This window comes from Streptomyces sp. NPDC006435 (assembly GCF_040612315.1).
Taxonomy (GTDB): Bacteria; Actinomycetota; Actinomycetes; order Streptomycetales; family Streptomycetaceae; genus Streptomyces.
This window is the reverse complement of sequence record NZ_JBEXPY010000072.1, coordinates 1-19,373: the sequence shown is the minus strand read 5'-3', so window position 1 is coordinate 19,373 and position 19,373 is coordinate 1. Positions and strand designations below refer to the sequence as shown.

The following is a 19,373-nucleotide window of genomic DNA, read 5'->3' as shown; positions in this document are numbered from 1 at the left end:
TGACCCGCATCTCCGCCGGATCCAGGACCAACGTCTGGGGCGTCAACGCCAACGGGAACATCTACCGGTTCACCAACGACGACGCCAACCCCTGGGTGCAGATCCCCGGCGGCCTCACCGACATCGGCGCAGCCGCCGACGGCACCGTCTGGGGCGTCAACGCCAACGGAAACATCTACCGCTACACCGGCGACCAGGCGGGCTGAGCAGCGCCCATGGCACTCGCGGGCCCTCCGACCCGACCGGGCCGGGGGCCCGTTCGTTTCCCCCGGTCCGGCCGGGAACACCCGTACGGGCCGTCACCGGCATATGCTGACCACTTGCTGTTCACATGATCTCCCCGCTCTCCACGGGCGGCACACACCGGAAGCGGCGATCCTCGATGTCGCCGAGGCCCCGGTGACGAGCACCGGACGCCGGACGAAGAGGAGTTGTCCACCGATGACGAGCGAAGGTCACGGCTCCCCCGCTGCCCCTGCCTCGCCGCCGTGGTTCATGGCCAACGAACTCCTCGCGTTCCTCGTCGAGTTGGCCGCGCTGGTCATGCTGTCCTGGTGGGGCTTCACCGCCGGGGACGGCACGACCGCCCATCTGCTGCTGGGGATCGGGGCCCCGGCGGCGGCCGCCGCGGTCTGGGGGCTGTTCGCCGCCCCCCGCGCCCGTTTCCCGCTGCCCCTCGTGGGGGTGCTGCTGGTGAAGGCGGTGGTGCTCGGCGCGGGCGTGTACGCGGTCCACGCGATGGGTCACTCGATGGCGGCGGTGCTCTTCGGGATCGTGGTCGCCGCCAACACGGCCGCGGCGGAGACCTTCCGGCACCGGATGCCGGACCACGGGCCGGGACGCGGAACGGGACGCGGAACGGGGCACGAGCCGGACCACGGACCGGACCACGGACCGGACCGGGAGCCCGACCGCGGCCGACCGGACCGCGACTGACCGGACGTCGGCCCGGCCCCCGGTCCGATCGGCGGGGCAGTCGGCGAATCAGCCGGCCGGTGCGTAGTGCTGGAGGTAGAGGAAGATCGACTTCCAGCCCGACCCCACGTTCACGATGTGCAGCTGACCCCTCGAAGGGCCGTAGTCCCAGGCGGCGATCCCCTGGACCTCGTCCCCGGGCTCGACGTCCTGGTGGAAGGCGTAGGAGACCTGGCCCGAGACCGGGTCGACGGTGTAGACCGACTTCGCCGAGTCGTCCACCGACGCGTAGAGCGTGCCCCGCCACATCGCCGCCCCCTGGATCCTGCTCAGCGGCTGCGACAGGGTCACCGTCCGCACCACCGGGAGCGTGGCGCCCGCCGGAAGGGTCAGCAGGTCGTTCAGGCTGTAGGCGACCAGCTTGTTCGTCCCCTGCGCGGCGTCCTGGGTCCAGGGCGCCGTGTAGACCAGTCCGGCGGCGGCGTCCACCGCGACCCACGGCACGCCGCCCGGCATCTGGTCGAGGGGCAGTTGCACGTAACGGCCCGTGTAGCTCAGGTCGTCCGCGTCGTACAGCGCCAGCAGCGGGTGCTGGTAGCCGCCCCGGCCGTCCTCGATCGGCGCGATCACATAGCCGTCGTGGTACTCCAGGTCCCCGATGTGGTCACCGCCGTACGTGCCGCTCAGCAGCGGCGGGATCGGGAACAGCGACGAGGCGACCTCCGAGTCGTTCGCCGCGGTGGCCTTCACCATTCCGCCCGGTCCGGCGTAGTAGAAGTACGTCCCGTCCGTCGCGACGCCCTGCCCCCGCTCCAGCGCGTTGAACCCGGTCCACCGGTAGTAGTCCCCCGTCCGCGTCCAGTCCGCGGCCATCGCGGGCGACCCCGCGCTCCCGACGGCCAGCGCGATCGCGATCGCCATGGTCGTCGCAACCCTGCCCGGCTTCATCTGATGAGCCCTGCCTCTCGTCCGGCATCGCATCGACTGTGTTCCCCCGTCGTGCTCCCCGTTGCGTTCTCTGTGAGCGAGAGGACTACAGCAGTGCCGGTCATCCGGCGTCAATAGGTCTGAACTCCCGTTCAAACAAAGGGACTTGAAGTCCAGCCACCGCCGCGTCCGGGCATGGCGCGGGCCGGTCGGCCGCCTTCCGGGACGTACGGGATAAAATCGGCCGGCGGATGATCCGGCACTTCGAGGGGCCGGCCACGCGGCGCCGCCCGCGGAGCCCGTCTCCCCCGGTGACGTCCGGCCTCCCCCGGCCCTCTTCCCTCCGGAGCCTGCCAGCAATGCGTACCAGGGGTTTTCTCCGCCGCTCCTCCGCGGCGCTCGCCGTGTCGGTCGCCCTGTCCCTCCTCGCCACGGCCTGTTCGGGCGGCGATGCCACGGCCGGGGCGTCCCCCTCCGCCGGGAAGGCCGGAAAGTCCGGGGAGAAGGACGGGGAGGAAGCCGGGGGGAAGGAATCGGCCGGGATCGCACTCCCCCCGGCGCACTCGGGCTTCGACTACCAGCTCGGCGCGCCCTACCCCCCGCCGGCCGGGGTGTCCGTCGTCGCCCGGGACCACACGGAGCGGCCCGCGCCCGGGATCTACAACATCTGTTACGTCAACGCCTTCCAGGCCCAGCCGGGCGCGGAGAAGGAGTGGGACGCCGATCTGCTGCTCCGCGACGGGGCGGGCGAGGTCGTCATGGACGAGGAGTGGGGGGAGGCGATGCTGGACGTCCGCACCGCCGCCAAGCGCGAACGGATCGCGCGGAAGGTGAACACCTGGATCGACGCGTGCGCGGCCAAGGGCTACCGGGCCGTCGACCCGGACAACTACGACAGTTACACGCGTGCGCCCCGCGGCCTGCTCACCGCGGACGACGCGAAGGCGTTCCTCTCCCTGCTCGCCGCCCACGCGCACGCGAAGGGCCTGGCCATCGGCCAGAAGAACACCGCGGAGCTGGCTCCGTCCCGCAAGGAGGTCGGTGCCGACTTCGCCGTGGTGGAGGAGTGCGGCCAGTACGACGAATGCGGGGACTACACGGCCGCCTTCGGTGACCACATGCTGGTGATCGAGTACACCGGGCAGGGCATGGAGCGGGCGTGCGAGGGCTGGGGCGACCGGATCGACGTCGTCCGACGGGACCTGGACCTCGTGGCCCGCGGCGACGAGGGCTACCGCTACGAGACCTGCGACGGAATCGGCTGACCTGCCCGCACCGACCGCACTGACCCGACCCGACCGGCCCGGCCCGGTCGCGGGGAGCGGCCGGCCGGGGGTCGGGGGATCAAAGGGGCAGGGGCCAGGGGGCAGAGGTCAGGGGATCAGATGAGTCCCTGGGCCAGCATCGCGTCCGCGACCAGCTCGAAGCCGGCGATGTTGGCGCCGACCACGTAGTTGCCGGGGCTGCCGTAGCGCTCCGCCGTGGTGTAGCAGGAGTCGTGGATGTGACGCATGATCTCCGCGAGGCGCTCCTCGGTGTGGGCGAAGGTCCAGGAGTCGCGCGAGGCGTTCTGCTGCATCTCCAGGGCGCTGGTGGCCACACCGCCCGCGTTGGCCGCCTTGCCGGGGGCGAAGGCGACGCCCGCCTCCTGGAACACGCGCACGGCCTCCGGGGTGGTGGGCATGTTGGCGCCCTCGGCGACCGCCTTCACGCCGTTGCGCACCAGGGCCAGGGCGTCGGTCTCGTGCAGCTCGTTCTGGGTGGCGCAGGGCAGGGCCACGTCGCAGGGGACGTTCCAGACCCCGGTGCCGTCGACGTACTTGACGTGCTCGCCGCGCCGCTGCGCGTACTCGGAGATCCGGCCGCGGCCGGCCTCCTTGATCTCCTTGAGCAGGGCCAGGTCGACGCCCTTCTCGTCCACCACGTAGCCGGTGGAGTCCGAGCAGGTCACGACGGTCGCGCCGAGCTGCTGGGCCTTCTCGATCGCGTAGATCGCGACGTTGCCCGAGCCCGAGACGGCGATGCGCTGGCCGTCGAGGGACTCGCCGCGGCTGCGGAGCATCTCGTCGGTGAACATGACGCAGCCGTAGCCGGTCGCCTCCGTACGCGCCTGGGCGCCGCCCCAGCCGAGGCCCTTGCCGGTGAGGACGCCGGACTCGTAGCGGTTGGTGATCCGCTTGTACTGGCCGAAGAGGTAGCCGATCTCCCGGCCGCCGACGCCGATGTCACCGGCCGGGACGTCGGTGTACTCGCCCAGGTGGCGGTGGAGTTCGGTCATGAACGACTGGCAGAACCGCATGATCTCGGCGTCCGAGCGGCCCTTGGGATCGAAGTCCGCGCCGCCCTTGCCGCCGCCGATGGGCATGCCCGTGAGCGCGTTCTTGAAGATCTGCTCGAAGCCGAGGAACTTCACGATGCCGAGGTTGACCGAGGGGTGGAAGCGCAGGCCGCCCTTGTACGGTCCGAGCGAGCTGTTGAACTCGACCCGGAAGCCGCGGTTCACGTGGATGTCGCCGGAGTCGTCCGACCACGGCACCCGGAAGATGAGCTGGCGCTCCGGCTCGCAGACGCGCTCGATGATTCTGGCGTCGACGAACTCCGGTCGCTGCGCGAGGACCGGGCCGAGGGTCTCCAGGACCTCTCGTACCGCCTGGTGGAACTCCTTCTCGCCCTGGTTGCGCCGGAGAATCTCCGCGTACAGCGGCTCGATGACACGGCTCTCGGTGGTGTGCGGGGTCACGGAATCAGGGGTGGCCTGCATCAGGTCAAGACCTTCCGTCGATGGGCATCGCGCGCGAAGACGTCCCGTCCCGGGAACGTCGCGGTCCCCCCTCCCCATTGAGGGCGTCGCCCAGACATCGCACGCTCTGCGGCTCACGGAAGCGACGGACAGAACCGTTGTGGCACATCGATTGTCCCAGCCGCCCCGGAAAAGTCTCGCGCGGGACCCGCACGAACGTCTTTCGCCCCGCCCGGCCCTGCCCGGCACGCCCCGGCACGGACCGGCGCGGGCGGAGGGGCGCCGCGTCCGGAAGCGCGCTACGCCCGCTCGGCCCGGTGCCGCAGCCACAGCCCCGTGCCCGAGGCGAGCGCGACCGTCCCGGTGACGATGCTCAGCACGACGTGCAGGGTGTCGTCCTCCAGGAGGTTGAGGAAGACGTTGGCGACGAGGGCGAGGCAGAAGACGAGCCAGAGCAGGGGCTTCATGGGGTTCCTCCGTGGTCGGTGCCGCCTTCGTACCGGCGGACGCCTTCCATACTGCTGGCGGGCGCCGGCCGCCACGAGGGGCCGCTCTCCCGGAGTCATGGTGTAGCAGGCTGCACCATGGCGGCGGCTCAGTCGGTGACGCCGAGGTCCCGCCGCATCAGCCCCCGCATCGTGTCCAGGCGGGGACCGGCCGCCTTCAGGTCCTCCAGCGCCCGCTCCACGCTCTCGCCGTCGCGGGCGAGGCCCCGGTCCAGGCGCTTGACGGCGGCGTCCCCGGCGGCGAGCACCCGGTTGAGGTCGCGGGAGGCCTGCAGTATCCGCTCGGGAACGATCATCTGCGCCTCGGCATAGTGGTCCCGGTGTTCGAGCCGGGCCACTTCGAGCTGGGTGCGCTCCTGATCCGTGTAGACGCCGTCGCGGATGCGGTGCAGGGCGTCCTTGAGGAGGGTGTGGAACTGCCGGGAGGCCCGGTTCATCGCCGTGTACTGGGCGCGCCGCTCGTCGAACCTCCGCTGCGTCTCCGCCGTCCGGGTCTCCTCGGCGCGCTGGCGTGCGGTCAGCCGCTGGGTGAGCACGGGGGCGAAGAGGGTGCCGAGCACCCCGACCACTGCGGTGATCATTGCGGTGATGGCGACGGTCATGGCTGCGAGACTAGGGGCCTTTCACCCCGGCCGTCCCGGGCGGTCGCGAAGTGCGGTGCGGCACGATCCGGCACCGCACGGTGCGCGCGTGGTTCCGCCGCATCGGGAGTTCGATTTCCGGACACGGGATGACGGAACATCAGACATGATGTTGTCATGACAACGCCATGGGGGAAGAGGCGTACCCGGAACCCTTCCGGACCGACTGCGCCGGCATACGGCACGGCCCTCCCGCCCACGTCCGCACCCGCGCCCTTACCGGCACCGGCTCCGCCCCGGGCCCCGGGGCACCCCACCGGGCCGCGGCTGCCGCCGCGCGCGGGCGACACGCGCCGTCACCTCGCGGCCGGGCTCGACTGCTACTTCTGCCTCGTCACCGCCGGCCTGCTGACCCGGCCGTACGTGGACGCCTCCACCACCGTCACCGAGGTCCTCGGCCTGCTGGCCGGTCCGGCGCTCGCGTTCTCGTTCCTCAACCAGGTGCTCCTCACCGCGGTCGCCGGGGCCGGTCTGGGCAAGCTGATCATGGGAATCCGGGTGATCAGGCTGCCCGACGCCGGGCGTCCGGGGCTGTGGCGGCTGGTGCGGCGCTGGCTGTACGGGCTGAGCCTGCTGCCGTTGCAGCCCTGGTACGGGCTGCGCTCGTTCCTCGCCGACCCCGGTCCCGGCCCCGACGCCCCGCACCCCGTGACGCTCCCGACCGGCTGCACCGGCGAGCCGTACACCGACCCCTCGGGCCTGCGCCAGGTCCGCCGCAGCGACCTGGCCGCCCACCGCGACGCCATGGCCTTCCCCCGCTGAGCCCGGCCCTCCGGGCCGCGGAGGGCCGCCATGAGGGACCGTCGCGGCGGGCCGCCATGAGGGACCGTCGCGGCGGGCCGCCACGAAGAACCCCGTCGCGGCGGGCTGTCACGGAGGACCGTCGCGGCGAGCCGGGCCCCCGGCGTACGCACGGACGGCCTCGCGGGCGTACGAAAGCGGCGGCCCCGTGGGCGTACGAGGACGAGCGCCCCGCGGGCACACGAAAGCGGCGGCACCGCTGGATCCTGCCGGATCCGGGTGCCGCCGCCTTCATCCTGCGGGGTTCGGGGTGCGCCGGGGACCGGACGCGTGGGGTCGGGTCAGACCGCGGAGCCCGCCGTCCACTGCGACCAGCTCATGTTCCAGCCGTTGAGGCCGTTGTCGGGGGTGATGGTCTTGTCCGGGGAGTTCTTGACGATGACCACGTCGCCGATGAGGGAGTTGTTGTAGAACCAGGCGGCGGGCTGGCCCGAGTCGCCCGCGCCCTTCACGTCGGCGAGGCCGACACAGCCGTGGCTGGTGTTGGCGCTGCCGAAGATCGACCGCGCGCCCCAGTAGTTGCCGTGGATGAAGGTGCCCGAGGTGGACAGCCGCATGGCGTGCGGCACGTCCTTGATGTCGTACTCGCCCTTGCCGTCGTCATCGGTGAAGCCGACCGTCGCACCGTTCATCCGGGTCTCCTTGAACTTCTCGGAGATCACCATCTGACCGTTGTACGTGGGGTTGTCGGAGGAACCGGCGGAGATCGGGATGGTCTTGATCGTCTTGCCGTCCTGGGTGACGGTCATCGTCTTCGCCTTGGCGTCGACGGTCGAGACCTGGTTGCGGCCGACCTTGAAGGTGACCGTCTTCTGCTGCACGCCGAAGACGCCGTCCGCGCCCTCGACGCCGTCGAGCGCCAGCTTCAGGGTGACGGTGGAGCCGCCCTGCCAGTAGTTCTCGGGGCGCAGGTCCAGACGCTGCGAGTTGAACCAGTGGCCGACGACCTGCTGGCCGCTGCTGGAGGTCACGGTGATGCCGGACTGGACGGCCTTGCGGTCCGTGATCGGCTTGTTGAAGTTGATGGAGACCGGCATGCCGACGCCGACCGTGGAGCCGTCCTCGGGGGTGAAGTTCCCGATGAAGCTGTTGGCGGGCGACACGGTGGTGAAGGAGGAGTTCTCGTGCGCCTCGCGGCCCTCGGAGTCCTTCGCCGTGGCGTTGATCTTGTACGTGGTCGAGCGCTCCAGCTGGACGTCGGGCTTCCAGCTCTTGCCGTCGGCGGAGAGGGTGCCCTTGACGGCGGCCCCGGCCGAGGTGGTCATGACGACCTCGGACAGCTTGCCCTTGGCGACGGTGACCTTGGCGTCGTTGTTGATGCTCGCGTTGGTCGCGCCGTTCTTCGGCGAGATCGTTATCTGTGCTTCCGAGGCGTCCTGGGCGGCTGCCTTGTCGACCTCGGACGCCTGCGACTTCTTCGAGCCGTCGGCGCTCTTGTCCGTGCCGTCGTTGCAGGCGGTGAGCACCAGCACGCCGCCGAGCAGTGCGGACGCGGCCATGAGACCCCTGCGCCGCTTGCTGTCCGTCATCACACGCTTCTCCATCGTTGCCGAAATCCCCAAAACCCCGAGCGGATCCACCGGTGACCGGCGGCACCCGCCAATGTCCCTGGAAAGAACCCCTGACGCAGGCCCTCCGTTCCACATCCGCGAAAGATGTGGGGAACAACACTCATCGACGCGTCCGCGGTTGCGGTGGTTCCCGACGTCGATCACGTATGGGCGAGCGGTGAACGGCACGGCCCCGGCCCGTGCGGAACGGACCGGGGCCGGTGCTCATCACCTGCCGGGCCCGCCGCTCGCGCCGTCGCGTCCGGCGTCGTCCTCACCCATTGTGCGGGACGCCGACGCCCCTCCCGTCCTCGTCCGCCCCGTACTCCTCGTACTCCCCGTCGTCGTCCTCGTCGTCGAGGTCCCAGTGGTCCGGGTCGTCCGGGTCGTGGTCGATGCCCTCGCTGCTCCAGGACGCCCTGGTGAGCCGGACCCCGGGCACCTCGCCGACCAGGACGAACGGGTCGACGAGGGAGGCGAGGGCCTCGGCGCCGTCCGTCCGCACGGCGGCCTCGGCGCGCGTGCGTTCCTCGGCGGACTCGCCGTCCGGTTCCGCGTACTCCCCGTACTCGGCGGCGATGGACTCCAGTGCGGTACCGCTGAGGGCTGCGAGATCCGTGATCTCCAGCACCATGTCGACCCGTAGGCGGACGAACCGTGATGTTTCAGAAGCGCTCATGCGCCGGAGCGTAGGCCCTTGCGCCGTCGGCCCTCCCGCGACCCGCTGCACCCCACTGCGCCCCGTTGCTTTCCCCGCACGATCGTGCGGGGGCTCCGTCCGGGCCCCCGCACGCCCGGCTACGCGAGCGGGCCGGTCACCGGCTCGACCGCCGCGACCAGCTTCCCCGCCCGTACGAACTCGTCCGCCACGGCCAGGTCCGGCGCCAGGAAGCGGTCCGGCCCCGGGCCCTGGACACCTGCCGCACGCAGCGCCTCGACGGCGGCGCGCGAGGCGGGCCCCGGGACGAGCCCCTCCGCGGCGCGCAGCTCGACGGCACGGGTCGCCGCGTACAGCTCGACGGCGATGATCCGGGTGAGGTTGTCGACGGCGGTACGGAGCTTGCGCGCGGCCGACCAGCCCATGGAGACGTGGTCCTCCTGCATGGCGGAGGACGGGATGGAGTCGGCCGACGCCGGGACGGCGAGCCGCTTCAGCTCGCTGACCAGGGCGGCCTGGGTGTACTGGGCGATCATCAGGCCGGAGTCCACGCCCGCGTCGTCGGCGAGGAACGGCGGCAGCCCGTGCGAACGGTTCTTGTCCAGCAGCCGGTCGGTGCGGCGCTCGCAGATCGAGCCGAGGTCGGCCGCGACGATCGCCAGGAAGTCGAGGACGTACGCGACGGGGGCGCCGTGGAAGTTCCCGTTGGACTCGACCCGCCCGTCGGGCAGGACGACGGGGTTGTCGACGGCGGAGGCCAGCTCGCGGCCCGCGACGGTCCGGGCGTGGTCGAGGGTGTCGCGGCCCGCGCCGTTGACCTGGGGCGCGCAGCGTACGGAGTAGGCGTCCTGGACCCGCGGCGCGTCGTCCTGGTGGTGGCCCGTCAGCCCCGATCCGGCGAGGACCCGCAGCATGTTGTCGGCGCTGGCGCCCTGGCCCGGGTGCGGGCGGATGGCGTGCAGCTCCGGGGCGAGCACCTTGTCCGTGCCGAGCAGCGCCTCCAGGGAGAGGGCGGCGGTGATGTCGGCCGAGGTGTAGAGGTTCTTCAGGTCGTCGAGGGCCATGACCAGCATGCCCAGCATGCCGTCCGTGCCGTTGAGGAGGGCGAGGCCCTCCTTCTCGCGCAGCACGACCGGGGTGATGCCGTGGGCGGCGAGCAGTTCGCCGGCCGGGCGCACGGTGCCGTCGGGGCCCTCCGCCTCGCCCTCGCCCATCAGCGTCAGGGCGCAGTGGGAGAGCGGGGCCAGGTCGCCGGAGCAGCCGAGCGAGCCGTACTCGTGGACGACCGGCGTGATGCCGGCGTTGAGCACGTCGGCCATGGTCCGGGCGACCTCGGGGCGCACGCCGGTGTGCCCCGAGGCGACCGTCTTCAGCCGCAGGAACATCAGCGCGCGCACGACCTCGCGCTCGACGCGCGGGCCCATGCCGGCCGCGTGCGAGCGGACGATGTTGCGCTGGAGCTGGGCGCGGAGCTCGTGGCCGATATGGCGGCTGGCCAGGGCCCCGAATCCGGTGGAGACGCCGTAGACCGGCTCGGGCTTGGCGGCGAGCGCGTCCACGATCTCCCGGGCCGCGGCGAGCGCTTCCACGGCGGCCTCGGAGAGCTCGACGCGGGCGTTGCCGCGCGCCACGGCGATGACGTCCTGAGCGGTGGTGCCGGACGTCCCCACCACGACTGTGTGCATATCCATATTCAGAAGCGTACGGACTGAATCCCTTCATGTCACCAGTGGTCGAGCGATTGACCCCTTACCGCCTCGGCGCCCCGGCCGGACCGATCGCCGCACGGACCCGGACCGATCGCCGCATGGACCCGGGACGGCCGCCGCACGGGGCCGGGCCGCCCCGCCGCCCCGGCTCAGGGATGGTTGCCGCGCAGGTGGCGGCGGTCGTGGGCGGGCTTGGGCGGGGAGTCGGCCAGCCGGATCACCTCGTCGTCGCGCCCGGCCACCACCGGCTTCGCCGAACGGGCCGCCTTCGCCCGGTACTGGGCCGCGTCCGCCAGCCGGAACAGCCGCCGCGCCGACACCACCGGGCCGACCGGGTCGCCGGTCGACGCGACCCCGCAGGCCACCCCGTCGCCGAGCTCCAACTCGGCCGCCCGCTCGCAGAGTTCGGTGGCCACCCGGACCACGTCGTCCACCTCCGGACCGACCGCGAGCAGACAGAACTCGTCCCCGCCCAGCCGCGCCGCGAGCGCGCCGGGCAGCATCGCGCCGCACCGGGACAGCACCGAGCCGAAACGTTCCAGCAGGCGATCGCCGACCGCGTGGCCGTGGGTGTCGTTGACGCGCTTCAGCCCGTTGAGGTCGCAGACGACCAGGCTGACCACCGCCCCCTCCGCCCGGTGCCGCTCCACCGCCTCGTCCAGCCGCACGTCGACGGCGCGGCGGTTGGCCAGCCCGGTGAGCGGATCGGTGAAGGCGAGCTTGCGGACCTCTTCGAGCCGTTCGGTCTGGGAGATCCCGGCGGCGACGACGGCGGCCAGCACAGTCGCGAAGTCCGCGTCCTCCCGCCCGAACACCGGCTCGCCCACCCGGCGGGCCACGTACAGCTCTCCCCAGGCCCGCCCGTGCAGCACGATCGGCGCGACCACGCAGCAGCCGCGCCCGCGCCGGTTCAGGGCGGCCACCCGCTCCCGCCCGTACCCGCCGCCGTACAACCGCCCGGCACCCGGCGCCCCGTCCACCGGGCCGTCGGCGGTCTCCACCCAGGCGTCGGGCTCGCCGCCGCCGGCCCAGCGTTCGTGCAGGAACTCGGTGATCTCCGGGAACTGGTGCACCGGGTACGCCTCCGCCTCGGGGAACTCCTCCTCCCCCTCGGCGCGTTCGCCCGCGTTCACCAGCACCCGCAGCTGCCCCCGCCCGCGCTCCCACACGGAGAGCGCGGCGAAGCTGCCGCCCAACGCCTCGCACGCCCCCAGCGCGGCCGCTCGCCACGACCCCCGCGGGGTGTGTGCCGCCGCCATCGCCTGCGCAAGCGAAACCACGGCCCGCAGCCGCGCATCATCACCCATCGCTACAGCTTATGTAGCTTTATGACGTTTTGATCAGTTTGGGGCATCACTTGTGTTCGCTGCGTGTCTTTTCCGGACGTGATGTCACGGATTGTCACTCACCGGGCCAATTCGGCTTCCGCTTCTCGTTGAACGCGGCCACACCCTCGGCACGGTCCCCGGAGAAGGCCACCGACCGCCAGGCCGCGTCCTCGACTTCGAGACCGGCCCGCAGGTCGAGGCCGTGGCCCAGCCGCAGCGCCCGCTTGGCGGCCCGCAGCCCCACCGGGGAGTTGGCGGCGATCCGGCCGGCGAGCTCCAGCGCCGCCGTCCGGTCCTGACCGGCCTCCACCAGCTCGTCGACCAGCCCGAGGCCGTGCGCCTCGGCCGCCTCCACCCGCCGGGCCGAGAAGACCAGTTCGGCCGCGCGCGCCGCCCCGACGCGCCGCGGCAGCAGCTGGGTGCCGCCGCCGCCCGGGATGACGCCGACCGACACCTCGGGCAGCCCGACCACGGCCGTGCGGTCGGCGACGATCAGGTCGCAGGACAGGGCCAGCTCGAAGCCGCCGCCCAGCGCGAAGCCGTGCACGGCGGCGACGGTCGGCATCGGCAGTTCGAGCACACCGGTGTACGCGGCACGGGCTGTGGGCCGCTGGCGCAGCAGCTCGGCGTCGGTGAAGGAGTTCCGCTCCTTCAGGTCCGCGCCCACGCAGAAGGCCCGCTCGTGGCTGGAGGTGAGGACGGTGACCCGTACGGCCGGGTCGACGGCGAGCGCGGCGCAGGCGGCGGCGATCGACCGGGCCATGTCCGTGGACACGGCGTTCATCGCCCCGGGACGGTCGAGAACCAGCTCGGCGACGTGTTCCTGCCCCTCGTGGACCCGTACGCCGACGAAGTCCCCGAACCGCTGCTCGGACGTGATGGTCATGACTGCACCCCTCCGGTTAACGATCGTTACCGGAGGGATCCTATGGCGCACCGGCGCGACGGTCCCGGGCCGGTACGGAGGCGGTACGGAAACGCGGCCGGAAACCGCCCCGGGGCGGGGCGGGAAGGGGTCGGGGGAAGAGGGTCAGGACGTCGTGCCGCGGCGGGCCAGCAGCCAGGGCTCCACCACGCCGAGCCCGCGCACCGGGCGCTGCCACATCGGCTGCAGCCCGTAGCGGTACGTGGGCAGCGCCGCGGGCTCCGCGCCCTCCCGGCGCTCCTTCTCGGCCGCCGCGGCCTCCTCCGCCGCCTGCGCCTCGGAGGCGGGGGCGTCGCCGGTCCGGGTCAGCTCCTCCGCGAACGCCCCGTCCACGAGCACGGCGTCCTTGGGGGCTATCGAGGTCAGCCGGCTGGCGAGGTTCACCGTCGTCCCGAAGACATCGCCCATCCGGGTGGTGACCGTGCCGAAGGCGATGCCGACGCGCAGGGCGGGCATCGTCTCGTCCTGTGTCATCGCCTCGATCAGGCGCAGCGCGATCTCGGCCGCGGTGCCCGCGTCGTCGGCGGCGAAGAGGACCTCGTCGCCGAGGGTCTTGATGAGCCGGCCGCCGTGCGCCGCGACCAGGTCGGCCGCGGTGGTCTCGAACGCCTCGACCAGCTCGCCGAGCTCCTCCTCCTCCAGGCGCCTGGTCAGCCGGGTGAACCCGACGAGGTCGGCGAAGCCGACGGCGAGGCGCCGGTCGACCATCTCCTCGTCGTCGGCGGCCTGCACGACGCGGCCGGTCGCGGCGGCCAGCTGGCGCCGCCACACGTACACCAGGAACTCCTGGAGCTCCGGCAGCAACAGCTCGACCAGCGGGTACGTGACCTCGGTGCGGGTCATCCCGGGCTCGGGCGGCTCGGTCAGTCCCTCCAGGAAGGAATCGATCTGCCACTCCGCCAGCCGGGCGGTGGTCTGGCCGGTGGACCGGGCCACCTGGATCGCCATCGGCTCGCTGAGCAGCCCCGCCTCGACGAGACCGGCCAGGCGGCGCAGTGCCAGCACGTCGGCCTCGGTCAGCGCCCTGGCCTGCCCGATGTCGGCGAAGCCCATGGCCCGCCAGAACCGCGACGCCAGGTCCATGGAGACACCGGCGGTACGGGCCGCCTGGAACGGCGTGTAGCGGCGGTCGGCACCCAGGATCAGGTGTTCCAGCCGGATCGCGAGGGGATCGTCGCTCGGTTCCGCCGTGTGGTCGACTTCGTGATGCGGTGTCGCGTGGACCGAGGATTCCGACGGGGGCTGCGTCCCCGCGCCAGAAGTCGTGTCGTCGACGGTCACCAGCCGCCTCCTGCCCGTTCCCTGCGCACTGCCCTGCCGATCTGTCGGTGGATCGCCTCAACGATACGGCAGGTGTGCCGTGGCTCACGCCTTTATGGCCTCCCGGAACGTGCCCGGGAGACCCGGCCCCGCTCGCCGGGGCGCCCCGGAACACGCCTGGTGGACACGTGTGCCCCGCGCCGTTCCCGGGCCCGTGCGCCATTGCCGGGGCCGGTCCGGGCCGCGCCGCGGGGGCCGGTCCGGGCCGCGGCCCGGCGGCCGGACCCGGCCGCGTCCGGGGGTCAGACCAGGCCGCCGTCGACGCCCCGCAGATGGACGATGTCGCCCGCCGACACGGGCTCCTGGAGGCCGTCCCGCGTTGACAGGAGCAGCCGGCCGTCGCCGTCGATCGCCACAGCCTCGCCGACGAGCGTGCGGTCGCCGGGCAGCTGGGCCCGCACCGTCCGGCCGAGCGTCGCGCAGCCCGCCGCGTACGCCTCCTGCAGGCCGCTCGCCGTCGCGTCGCCGTCCGCCTCGCGCCACCGGCCGTACCAGTGCTCCAGCGAACGCAGCACGCCCCGCAGCAGCGTCTCGCGGTCGGTGGAGACCGCACCGGCCAGGACCAGCGACCCGGCCGTGGGCGCGGGCAGCTCGTCCGCTCGCAGGGTGACGTTCAGACCCATGCCGATGACGACGCCGTCCCCGGCGCGCTCGGCCAGGATGCCGCCCGCCTTGCGTTCCTCGCCCGGTGGGGTCTCCCCCGGACGGAGTTCGTCGGAGCCCTTGGGGATCGTGACCAGCAGGTCGTTGGGCCACTTCAGGGCCGTGTCGACGCCCGCGGCCCGCGCCAGGCCGGTGGCCGTCGCGACCCCGGTGAGCAGCGGCAGCCAGCCCCACCGCTCGACGGGGACGTCGCCCGGCGTCAGGTAGACGGAGAGGAAGAGGCCCGAACGGGCCGGGGCCGTCCAGGTGCGGTCGAGGCGGCCCCGGCCCCGCGTCTGCTCCTCGGCGACCAGCACCGCGCCCTCGGTGAGCCCCTCCGCGCGCCGGGCCAGGTCGGAGTTGGTGGACCCGGTGGACTCCACCACGTCGAGCGTGGTCCACAGCCCGCCCGGCCGCAGCAGCCCGCGGCGCAGCGCGGGGACGTTCAGGGGCGGCCGGTCGAGGTCCGACCAGCGGCTGTGTGGCGCATCCGAAGGTGTCATGCAACCCAGACTAGGTGTGGCAAACGACGCACTGCCGAACCGTATCCACGCCGATACGCTACGGGTCAGTAGGTGTTCAAGCAGCTGATCAGCACCACAGTCGTCCCCGTGACCAGGCAGGGAGCCGCCACCCGATGTCCGAGCCGGAAGAGATCGACATCCACACCACCGCGGGCAAGATCGCGGACCTGCAGCGCCGTATCGACGAGGCGACCCACGCGGGTTCGGCACGCGCGGTCGAGAAGCAGCACGCGAAGGGCAAGCTGACCGCCCGCGAACGGGTGGACCTGCTGCTCGACGAGGGTTCCTTCGTGGAGCTCGACGAGTTCGCCCGGCACCGTTCCACCAACTTCGGCATCGAGAAGAACCGCCCCTACGGGGACGGCGTCGTCACCGGCTACGGCACCGTCGACGGCCGCCCCGTCTGCGTGTACTCGCAGGACTTCACCATCTTCGGCGGCTCGCTGGGCGAGGTCTACGGTGAGAAAATCGTCAAGGTGATGGACTTCGCGCTGAAGACCGGCTGCCCGGTCATCGGCATCAACGACGGTGGCGGTGCCCGCATCCAGGAAGGCGTGGCCGCGCTCGGTCTGTTCGCCGAGATCTTCCGCCGCAACGTGCACGCCTCCGGCGTCGTCCCGCAGATCTCGCTGATCGTCGGCCCCTGCGCGGGCGGCGCGGTGTACTCCCCCGCGATCACCGACTTCACGGTCATGGTCGACCAGACCTCGCACATGTTCATCACCGGCCCCGACGTCATCAAGACCGTCACCGGCGAGGACGTCGGCTTCGAGGAGCTGGGCGGCGCCCGCACCCACAACACCACCTCCGGTGTGGCGCACCACATGGCGGGCGACGAGAAGGACGCCATCGAGTACGTCAAGTCGCTGCTGTCGTACCTGCCTTCGAACAACCTCTCCGAGGCGCCGGCCTTCCCCGAGCAGGCCGACCTGGCCACGACGGACGAGGACCGCGAGCTCGACACCCTCATCCCGGACTCGGCGAACCAGCCGTACGACATGCACACCGCCATCGAGCACGTGCTGGACGACGGCGAGTTCCTGGAGACCCAGGCCCTGTTCGCGCCGAACATCATCACCGGCTTCGGACGCGTCGAGGGCTATCCGGTCGGCATCGTCGCCAACCAGCCGATGCAGTTCGCGGGCTGCCTGGACATCAACGCGAGCGAGAAGGCCGCCCGCTTCGTCCGCACCTGCGACTCCTTCAACGTGCCCGTGCTGACCTTCGTCGACGTCCCCGGCTTCCTGCCCGGCGTCGACCAGGAGTACGGCGGCATCATCCGGCGCGGCGCCAAGCTGATCTACGCCTACGCCGAGGCGACCGTCCCGCTGATCACCGTGATCACCCGCAAGGCGTTCGGCGGCGCGTACGACGTCATGGGCTCCAAGCACCTGGGCGCCGACATCAACCTCGCCTGGCCGACCGCGCAGATCGCCGTGATGGGCGCGCAGGGCGCGGTGAACATCCTGCACCGGCGCACCATCGCCGCCGCCGAGGATCAGGACGCCACCCGCGCCGAGCTGATCGCGGACTACGAGGACACGCTGCTCAACCCGTACGTGGCGGCCGAGCGCGGCTACGTCGACGCGGTGATCATGCCGTCCGACACCCGTGCGCACATCGTGAAGGGGCTGCGTCAGCTGCGCACCAAGCGGGAGTCGCTGCCCCCGAAGAAGCACGGCAACATCCCCCTCTAGAAAGGGTCCTGGCCATGATCAAGGTCGTACGGGGCAACCCGACCCCGGAGGAGCTGGCCGCCGCACTGGCGGTGGTCCGGGCGCGCACCGCGGCGTCCCTGTCCGAGCCCGACGCGGCGTCCGGCGCACCGGCACTGCCCGGACAGTGGTCCGACCCGGGCCGCATCGCACGGCGCGAACGCCGCCTGCCGGGACCGCGTGCCTGGGCCCGGACGTACTGGCCCGGCTGATCACGGACCCGGTCGGCGGAACGCGTTCACGGAGGTCCGGCCCCTGCGGCAAGTCCCGGGGGCCGGGCCTCCGCCGCGTTCGGAACGTTTTGCTCCGTACGCACCGCGAGGGTTGAGTACCCGTACTCAGGCGCGATCCGCGCCCGGACAGCAGGATCGTTTCCATGCTGTGGTCCGACCCCGAGAACAAGCCGCCGAAGGAACTGCGCGACGCCCAGGACATGATGCGTCGTGCGGGGCTGGTGCTTGCGCTCGCGATGGTGCTCGCGATGTTCGTGCTCGGCGTGAGCCCCTGAAGGACCGCGCGCAGGGGGCCGGGGCCGTCTCGGGTCCCGGCGGCCCGACCGCCCCTTCTACGATGGCGCGTATGACTGATCAGCGCCGTCTCGTGCTCGCCTCCGCCTCCCCCGCCCGGCTCGGCCTCCTCCGGCAGGCCGGATTCGCACCCGAGGTGGTCGTCAGCGGGGTGGACGAGGACGCGCTGAGCGCCCCCACCCCCACCGAGCTGGCCCTGGTACTCGCCGAGGCCAAGGCCGCCGCGGTGGCCGGCCGGCCGGAGGCGGCGGGCGCGCTCGTCATCGGCTGCGACTCGGTGCTCGAACTGGACGGCGAGGCGCTCGGCAAGCCCGCCGACGGCGAGGAGGCCATCGCCCGCTGGAAGTCCATGCGCGGCCGGGCCGGGGTGCTGCGGACCGGTCACAGCGTGGTCGACACGGCGACCGGACGCACGGCCTCGGCGACCGCCTCCACGACCGTCCGCTTCGGCGAGCCGACGGACGCCGAGATCGCCGCCTACGTGGCCACGGGCGAGCCCCTCCACGTCGCGGGGGCCTTCACCCTGGACGGCCGCTCGGCACCGTTCGTCGACTCCATCGAGGGCGACCACGGCAACGTCATCGGACTGTCGCTGCCGCTGCTGCGCCGGCTGCTGGGCGAGCTGGGAATCTCCGTCACCGAACTCTGGGTCTGAGGACCGGGACGCTCCGGCGGGTCCGAGGACCCGAGGACTTGAGAGCCGGGCCCGGGGAGTCGCCGCGGGCCCCGGCGGACACCCGGTCGGCGGAGTCGCGACCGGGCCCCGGCGACACGCCCGCGACACGCCGTGCGCAACACCTTGCAGGAAGCGGCAGTCCGGGCCCGGACGGCGGGTGGACGCGGAGCCCCGGCGGGGCCGTTCGGGCGATCGGCGCCGCGGCACCCGGCCCGGCCCCGGTGGCGGAACTCGACAGGCCCGTCCGGTCGACCGGCACCGGGGTCCGGACCGGAACCGGCGGCCGGTCCGGCAGGACCGTTCAGGCGACCGGGGCCACGGTCCCCGACTCGGCTCCGGCGGCGGGTCCGTCGGACCCGCCGGCCTCGTCGCCGTACGCCACCAGGGTCAGCACGATCAGTCCGAGCACCACCATCAGGACCGCGAACGCGGCCCAGCCGACCAGGCCGACCGTCAGCGCGCCCAGCACCCCGTGCACGACGGCGCAGACGATCAGGACGATGCGGGCGATCCGGCCCGGGGCCCGGTCGCGGATGCCGGTCAGCAGGAGGATCAGCCCGCACAGCAGCAGGTACGTGCCGAAAACGCCGCCCATCACCCAGGTGCCGGTGGACATGGCGGAGGATTCGAGACCGGCCAGGGACATGTCCTGGTTCTCGACGACCGTCGCCAGCACGGCGTTGATGAGCACGATGCCCACGGCCTCCGCGAACAGCACGAGCGCGGCCACGAACGCCACCGGTCTGCGCACCACGGTGTTCACCCCCTGTTACCTGCAGTACGTGCGATAGCGCGGACCCTACTAACGGGTAACGCCACGGACAAGGGTTTGGACGCTCCTCGCCCGCGCCCCGCGCCCGGGACGCGCGCCTCCGCACTCCCCTCTCCGCCCCCTCACCACCGGCCTCGTGCGTCGGGCAAAGAATCGTTCGCCCATTAGTGGGGACTCGACAAAGAATTACGGAAAGTCGCTGCTCGTACGAACAGAGACCTGGACCACACCTCGTGGCTACTGTGCGGTCATGGTTCCCGGCGTACCGTGGTGCCACAAGGGATTTCGCGACTTGGGCAAGCCACGAATCACACTCCGTGTGGGCAAGCTCACCATTGGGGACGGGTCGTAGGGCCGTGTCGGTAGTCCCTAAACTCAGCTTGTTTCAAGGAGGGAGCCATCGTGCGCAAGGTGCTCATCGCCAACCGTGGCGAAATTGCTGTCCGTGTTGCTCGGGCGTGCCGGGATGCCGGGATCGGGAGTGTGGCCGTTTACGC

At 72.1% G+C, this 19,373-nt stretch carries 21 protein-coding genes; 9 read left to right on the top strand and 12 right to left on the bottom strand.

What is annotated here, in order from left to right; all coding sequences use genetic code 11:
- Both ABZZ04_RS36920 and ABZZ04_RS36915 read left to right on the top strand, forming a co-directional pair.
- The coding region (locus ABZZ04_RS36920; RefSeq protein WP_356936621.1) for a tectonin domain-containing protein at positions 1–206 on the top strand (206 nt) is incomplete at its 5' end.
- 235 nt (positions 207–441) lie between these two features.
- Complete coding sequence (locus tag ABZZ04_RS36915) at positions 442–936, top strand: YrdB family protein (protein ID WP_356936620.1); 495 nt, start codon at positions 442–444, stop codon at positions 934–936.
- Between the two features lie 48 nt (positions 937–984).
- Here ABZZ04_RS36915 and ABZZ04_RS36910 read toward each other — a convergent pair whose 3' ends face one another.
- A complete protein-coding gene (locus ABZZ04_RS36910; RefSeq protein ID WP_356936619.1) occupies positions 985–1,836 on the bottom strand; it encodes a hypothetical protein in 852 nt (283 codons plus the stop codon).
- Between the two features lie 365 nt (positions 1,837–2,201).
- On the opposite strand from ABZZ04_RS36910, the gene ABZZ04_RS36905 reads away from it, so the two are divergent.
- Positions 2,202–3,107: an endo alpha-1,4 polygalactosaminidase gene (locus ABZZ04_RS36905; protein ID WP_356936618.1), complete on the top strand. Its 906-nt coding sequence runs from the start codon at positions 2,202–2,204 to the stop codon at positions 3,105–3,107.
- A gap of 116 nt (positions 3,108–3,223) precedes the next feature.
- Here ABZZ04_RS36905 and gdhA read toward each other — a convergent pair whose 3' ends face one another.
- From gdhA to ABZZ04_RS36890, 3 genes are all read right to left on the bottom strand, one after another.
- On the bottom strand, positions 3,224–4,603 hold the full coding sequence (gene gdhA, locus ABZZ04_RS36900) for an NADP-specific glutamate dehydrogenase (RefSeq protein ID WP_356936617.1): 1,380 nt from the start codon (positions 4,601–4,603) through the stop codon (positions 3,224–3,226).
- A 278-nt stretch (positions 4,604–4,881) separates the two neighbouring features.
- On the bottom strand, positions 4,882–5,049 hold the full coding sequence (locus tag ABZZ04_RS36895) for a hypothetical protein (protein WP_356936616.1): 168 nt from the start codon (positions 5,047–5,049) through the stop codon (positions 4,882–4,884).
- A gap of 128 nt (positions 5,050–5,177) precedes the next feature.
- Positions 5,178–5,690 carry a hypothetical protein gene (locus ABZZ04_RS36890; protein WP_356936615.1) on the bottom strand — a complete coding sequence of 171 codons (513 nt, stop codon included), beginning with the start codon at positions 5,688–5,690 and terminating at the stop codon, positions 5,178–5,180.
- 306 nt (positions 5,691–5,996) lie between these two features.
- Here ABZZ04_RS36890 and ABZZ04_RS36885 point away from each other — a divergent pair, with 306 nt between their 5' ends.
- Positions 5,997–6,491 carry an RDD family protein gene (locus ABZZ04_RS36885; RefSeq protein WP_356936632.1) on the top strand — a complete coding sequence of 165 codons (495 nt, stop codon included), beginning with the start codon at positions 5,997–5,999 and terminating at the stop codon, positions 6,489–6,491.
- A gap of 320 nt (positions 6,492–6,811) precedes the next feature.
- Here ABZZ04_RS36885 and ABZZ04_RS36880 read toward each other — a convergent pair whose 3' ends face one another.
- From ABZZ04_RS36880 to ABZZ04_RS36850, 7 genes are all read right to left on the bottom strand, one after another.
- A complete protein-coding gene (locus ABZZ04_RS36880; RefSeq protein WP_356936614.1) occupies positions 6,812–8,074 on the bottom strand; it encodes an Ig-like domain-containing protein in 1,263 nt (420 codons plus the stop codon).
- A 280-nt stretch (positions 8,075–8,354) separates the two neighbouring features.
- On the bottom strand, positions 8,355–8,759 hold the full coding sequence (locus ABZZ04_RS36875) for a hypothetical protein (protein WP_356936613.1): 405 nt from the start codon (positions 8,757–8,759) through the stop codon (positions 8,355–8,357).
- A gap of 119 nt (positions 8,760–8,878) precedes the next feature.
- Positions 8,879–10,429 (bottom strand): histidine ammonia-lyase, encoded by a 1,551-nt coding sequence (gene hutH, locus ABZZ04_RS36870; protein WP_356936612.1) that lies wholly within the window; start codon positions 10,427–10,429, stop codon positions 8,879–8,881.
- A gap of 167 nt (positions 10,430–10,596) precedes the next feature.
- Positions 10,597–11,754 (bottom strand): GGDEF domain-containing protein, encoded by a 1,158-nt coding sequence (locus ABZZ04_RS36865; RefSeq protein ID WP_356936611.1) that lies wholly within the window; start codon positions 11,752–11,754, stop codon positions 10,597–10,599.
- Positions 11,755–11,848: 94 nt separating this feature from the next.
- Positions 11,849–12,661, bottom strand: coding sequence for an enoyl-CoA hydratase-related protein (locus ABZZ04_RS36860; protein WP_356936610.1), 813 nt, complete (start codon positions 12,659–12,661; stop codon positions 11,849–11,851).
- 144 nt (positions 12,662–12,805) lie between these two features.
- On the bottom strand, positions 12,806–13,981 hold the full coding sequence (locus tag ABZZ04_RS36855) for an adenylate/guanylate cyclase domain-containing protein (protein ID WP_356936609.1): 1,176 nt from the start codon (positions 13,979–13,981) through the stop codon (positions 12,806–12,808).
- Between the two features lie 281 nt (positions 13,982–14,262).
- The gene (locus ABZZ04_RS36850; RefSeq protein WP_356936608.1) at positions 14,263–15,165 is read right to left on the bottom strand and encodes a biotin--[acetyl-CoA-carboxylase] ligase; all 903 of its coding nucleotides are present in this window, start codon (positions 15,163–15,165) and stop codon (positions 14,263–14,265) included.
- Positions 15,166–15,299: 134 nt separating this feature from the next.
- Between ABZZ04_RS36850 and ABZZ04_RS36845 the strand changes: the two genes are divergently transcribed.
- The 4 genes from ABZZ04_RS36845 (at position 15,300) to ABZZ04_RS36830 (ending at position 18,083) form a co-directional block, all read left to right on the top strand.
- Positions 15,300–16,883, top strand: coding sequence for an acyl-CoA carboxylase subunit beta (locus ABZZ04_RS36845; RefSeq protein ID WP_356936607.1), 1,584 nt, complete (start codon positions 15,300–15,302; stop codon positions 16,881–16,883).
- Between the two features lie 14 nt (positions 16,884–16,897).
- Entirely contained in the window at positions 16,898–17,113 is a 216-nt protein-coding gene (locus ABZZ04_RS36840) for an acyl-CoA carboxylase epsilon subunit (RefSeq protein ID WP_356936606.1), read from the top strand.
- Between the two features lie 164 nt (positions 17,114–17,277).
- Positions 17,278–17,409 (top strand): hypothetical protein, encoded by a 132-nt coding sequence (locus ABZZ04_RS36835; RefSeq protein WP_356936605.1) that lies wholly within the window; start codon positions 17,278–17,280, stop codon positions 17,407–17,409.
- 62 nt (positions 17,410–17,471) lie between these two features.
- Positions 17,472–18,083, top strand: coding sequence for a nucleoside triphosphate pyrophosphatase (locus tag ABZZ04_RS36830; RefSeq protein WP_356936604.1), 612 nt, complete (start codon positions 17,472–17,474; stop codon positions 18,081–18,083).
- Between the two features lie 322 nt (positions 18,084–18,405).
- Here ABZZ04_RS36830 and ABZZ04_RS36825 read toward each other — a convergent pair whose 3' ends face one another.
- Positions 18,406–18,867, bottom strand: coding sequence for a hypothetical protein (locus ABZZ04_RS36825; RefSeq protein ID WP_356936603.1), 462 nt, complete (start codon positions 18,865–18,867; stop codon positions 18,406–18,408).
- Between the two features lie 411 nt (positions 18,868–19,278).
- Here ABZZ04_RS36825 and ABZZ04_RS36820 point away from each other — a divergent pair.
- The coding region (locus ABZZ04_RS36820; protein WP_281179312.1) for a biotin carboxylase N-terminal domain-containing protein at positions 19,279–19,373 on the top strand (95 nt) is incomplete at its 3' end.

Bases quoted from the DNA above. Each gene is read 5' to 3' on its own strand.
- ABZZ04_RS36915 (WP_356936620.1), top strand. From the start codon at position 442: ATGACGAGCGAAGGTCACGGCTCCCCCGCTGCCCCTGCCTCGCCGCCG.
- ABZZ04_RS36910 (WP_356936619.1), bottom strand. From the start codon at position 1,836: ATGGCGATCGCGATCGCGCTGGCCGTCGGGAGCGCGGGGTCGCCCGCG.
- ABZZ04_RS36905 (WP_356936618.1), top strand. From the start codon at position 2,202: ATGCGTACCAGGGGTTTTCTCCGCCGCTCCTCCGCGGCGCTCGCCGTG.
- gdhA (WP_356936617.1), bottom strand. From the start codon at position 4,603: ATGCAGGCCACCCCTGATTCCGTGACCCCGCACACCACCGAGAGCCGT.
- ABZZ04_RS36895 (WP_356936616.1), bottom strand. From the start codon at position 5,049: ATGAAGCCCCTGCTCTGGCTCGTCTTCTGCCTCGCCCTCGTCGCCAAC.
- ABZZ04_RS36890 (WP_356936615.1), bottom strand. From the start codon at position 5,690: ATGACCGTCGCCATCACCGCAATGATCACCGCAGTGGTCGGGGTGCTC.
- ABZZ04_RS36880 (WP_356936614.1), bottom strand. From the start codon at position 8,074: ATGGAGAAGCGTGTGATGACGGACAGCAAGCGGCGCAGGGGTCTCATG.
- ABZZ04_RS36875 (WP_356936613.1), bottom strand. From the start codon at position 8,759: ATGAGCGCTTCTGAAACATCACGGTTCGTCCGCCTACGGGTCGACATG.
- hutH (WP_356936612.1), bottom strand. From the start codon at position 10,429: ATGGATATGCACACAGTCGTGGTGGGGACGTCCGGCACCACCGCTCAG.
- ABZZ04_RS36865 (WP_356936611.1), bottom strand. From the start codon at position 11,754: ATGGGTGATGATGCGCGGCTGCGGGCCGTGGTTTCGCTTGCGCAGGCG.
- ABZZ04_RS36860 (WP_356936610.1), bottom strand. From the start codon at position 12,661: ATGACCATCACGTCCGAGCAGCGGTTCGGGGACTTCGTCGGCGTACGG.
- ABZZ04_RS36850 (WP_356936608.1), bottom strand. From the start codon at position 15,165: ATGACACCTTCGGATGCGCCACACAGCCGCTGGTCGGACCTCGACCGG.
- ABZZ04_RS36845 (WP_356936607.1), top strand. From the start codon at position 15,300: ATGTCCGAGCCGGAAGAGATCGACATCCACACCACCGCGGGCAAGATC.
- ABZZ04_RS36840 (WP_356936606.1), top strand. From the start codon at position 16,898: ATGATCAAGGTCGTACGGGGCAACCCGACCCCGGAGGAGCTGGCCGCC.
- ABZZ04_RS36835 (WP_356936605.1), top strand. From the start codon at position 17,278: ATGCTGTGGTCCGACCCCGAGAACAAGCCGCCGAAGGAACTGCGCGAC.
- ABZZ04_RS36830 (WP_356936604.1), top strand. From the start codon at position 17,472: ATGGCGCGTATGACTGATCAGCGCCGTCTCGTGCTCGCCTCCGCCTCC.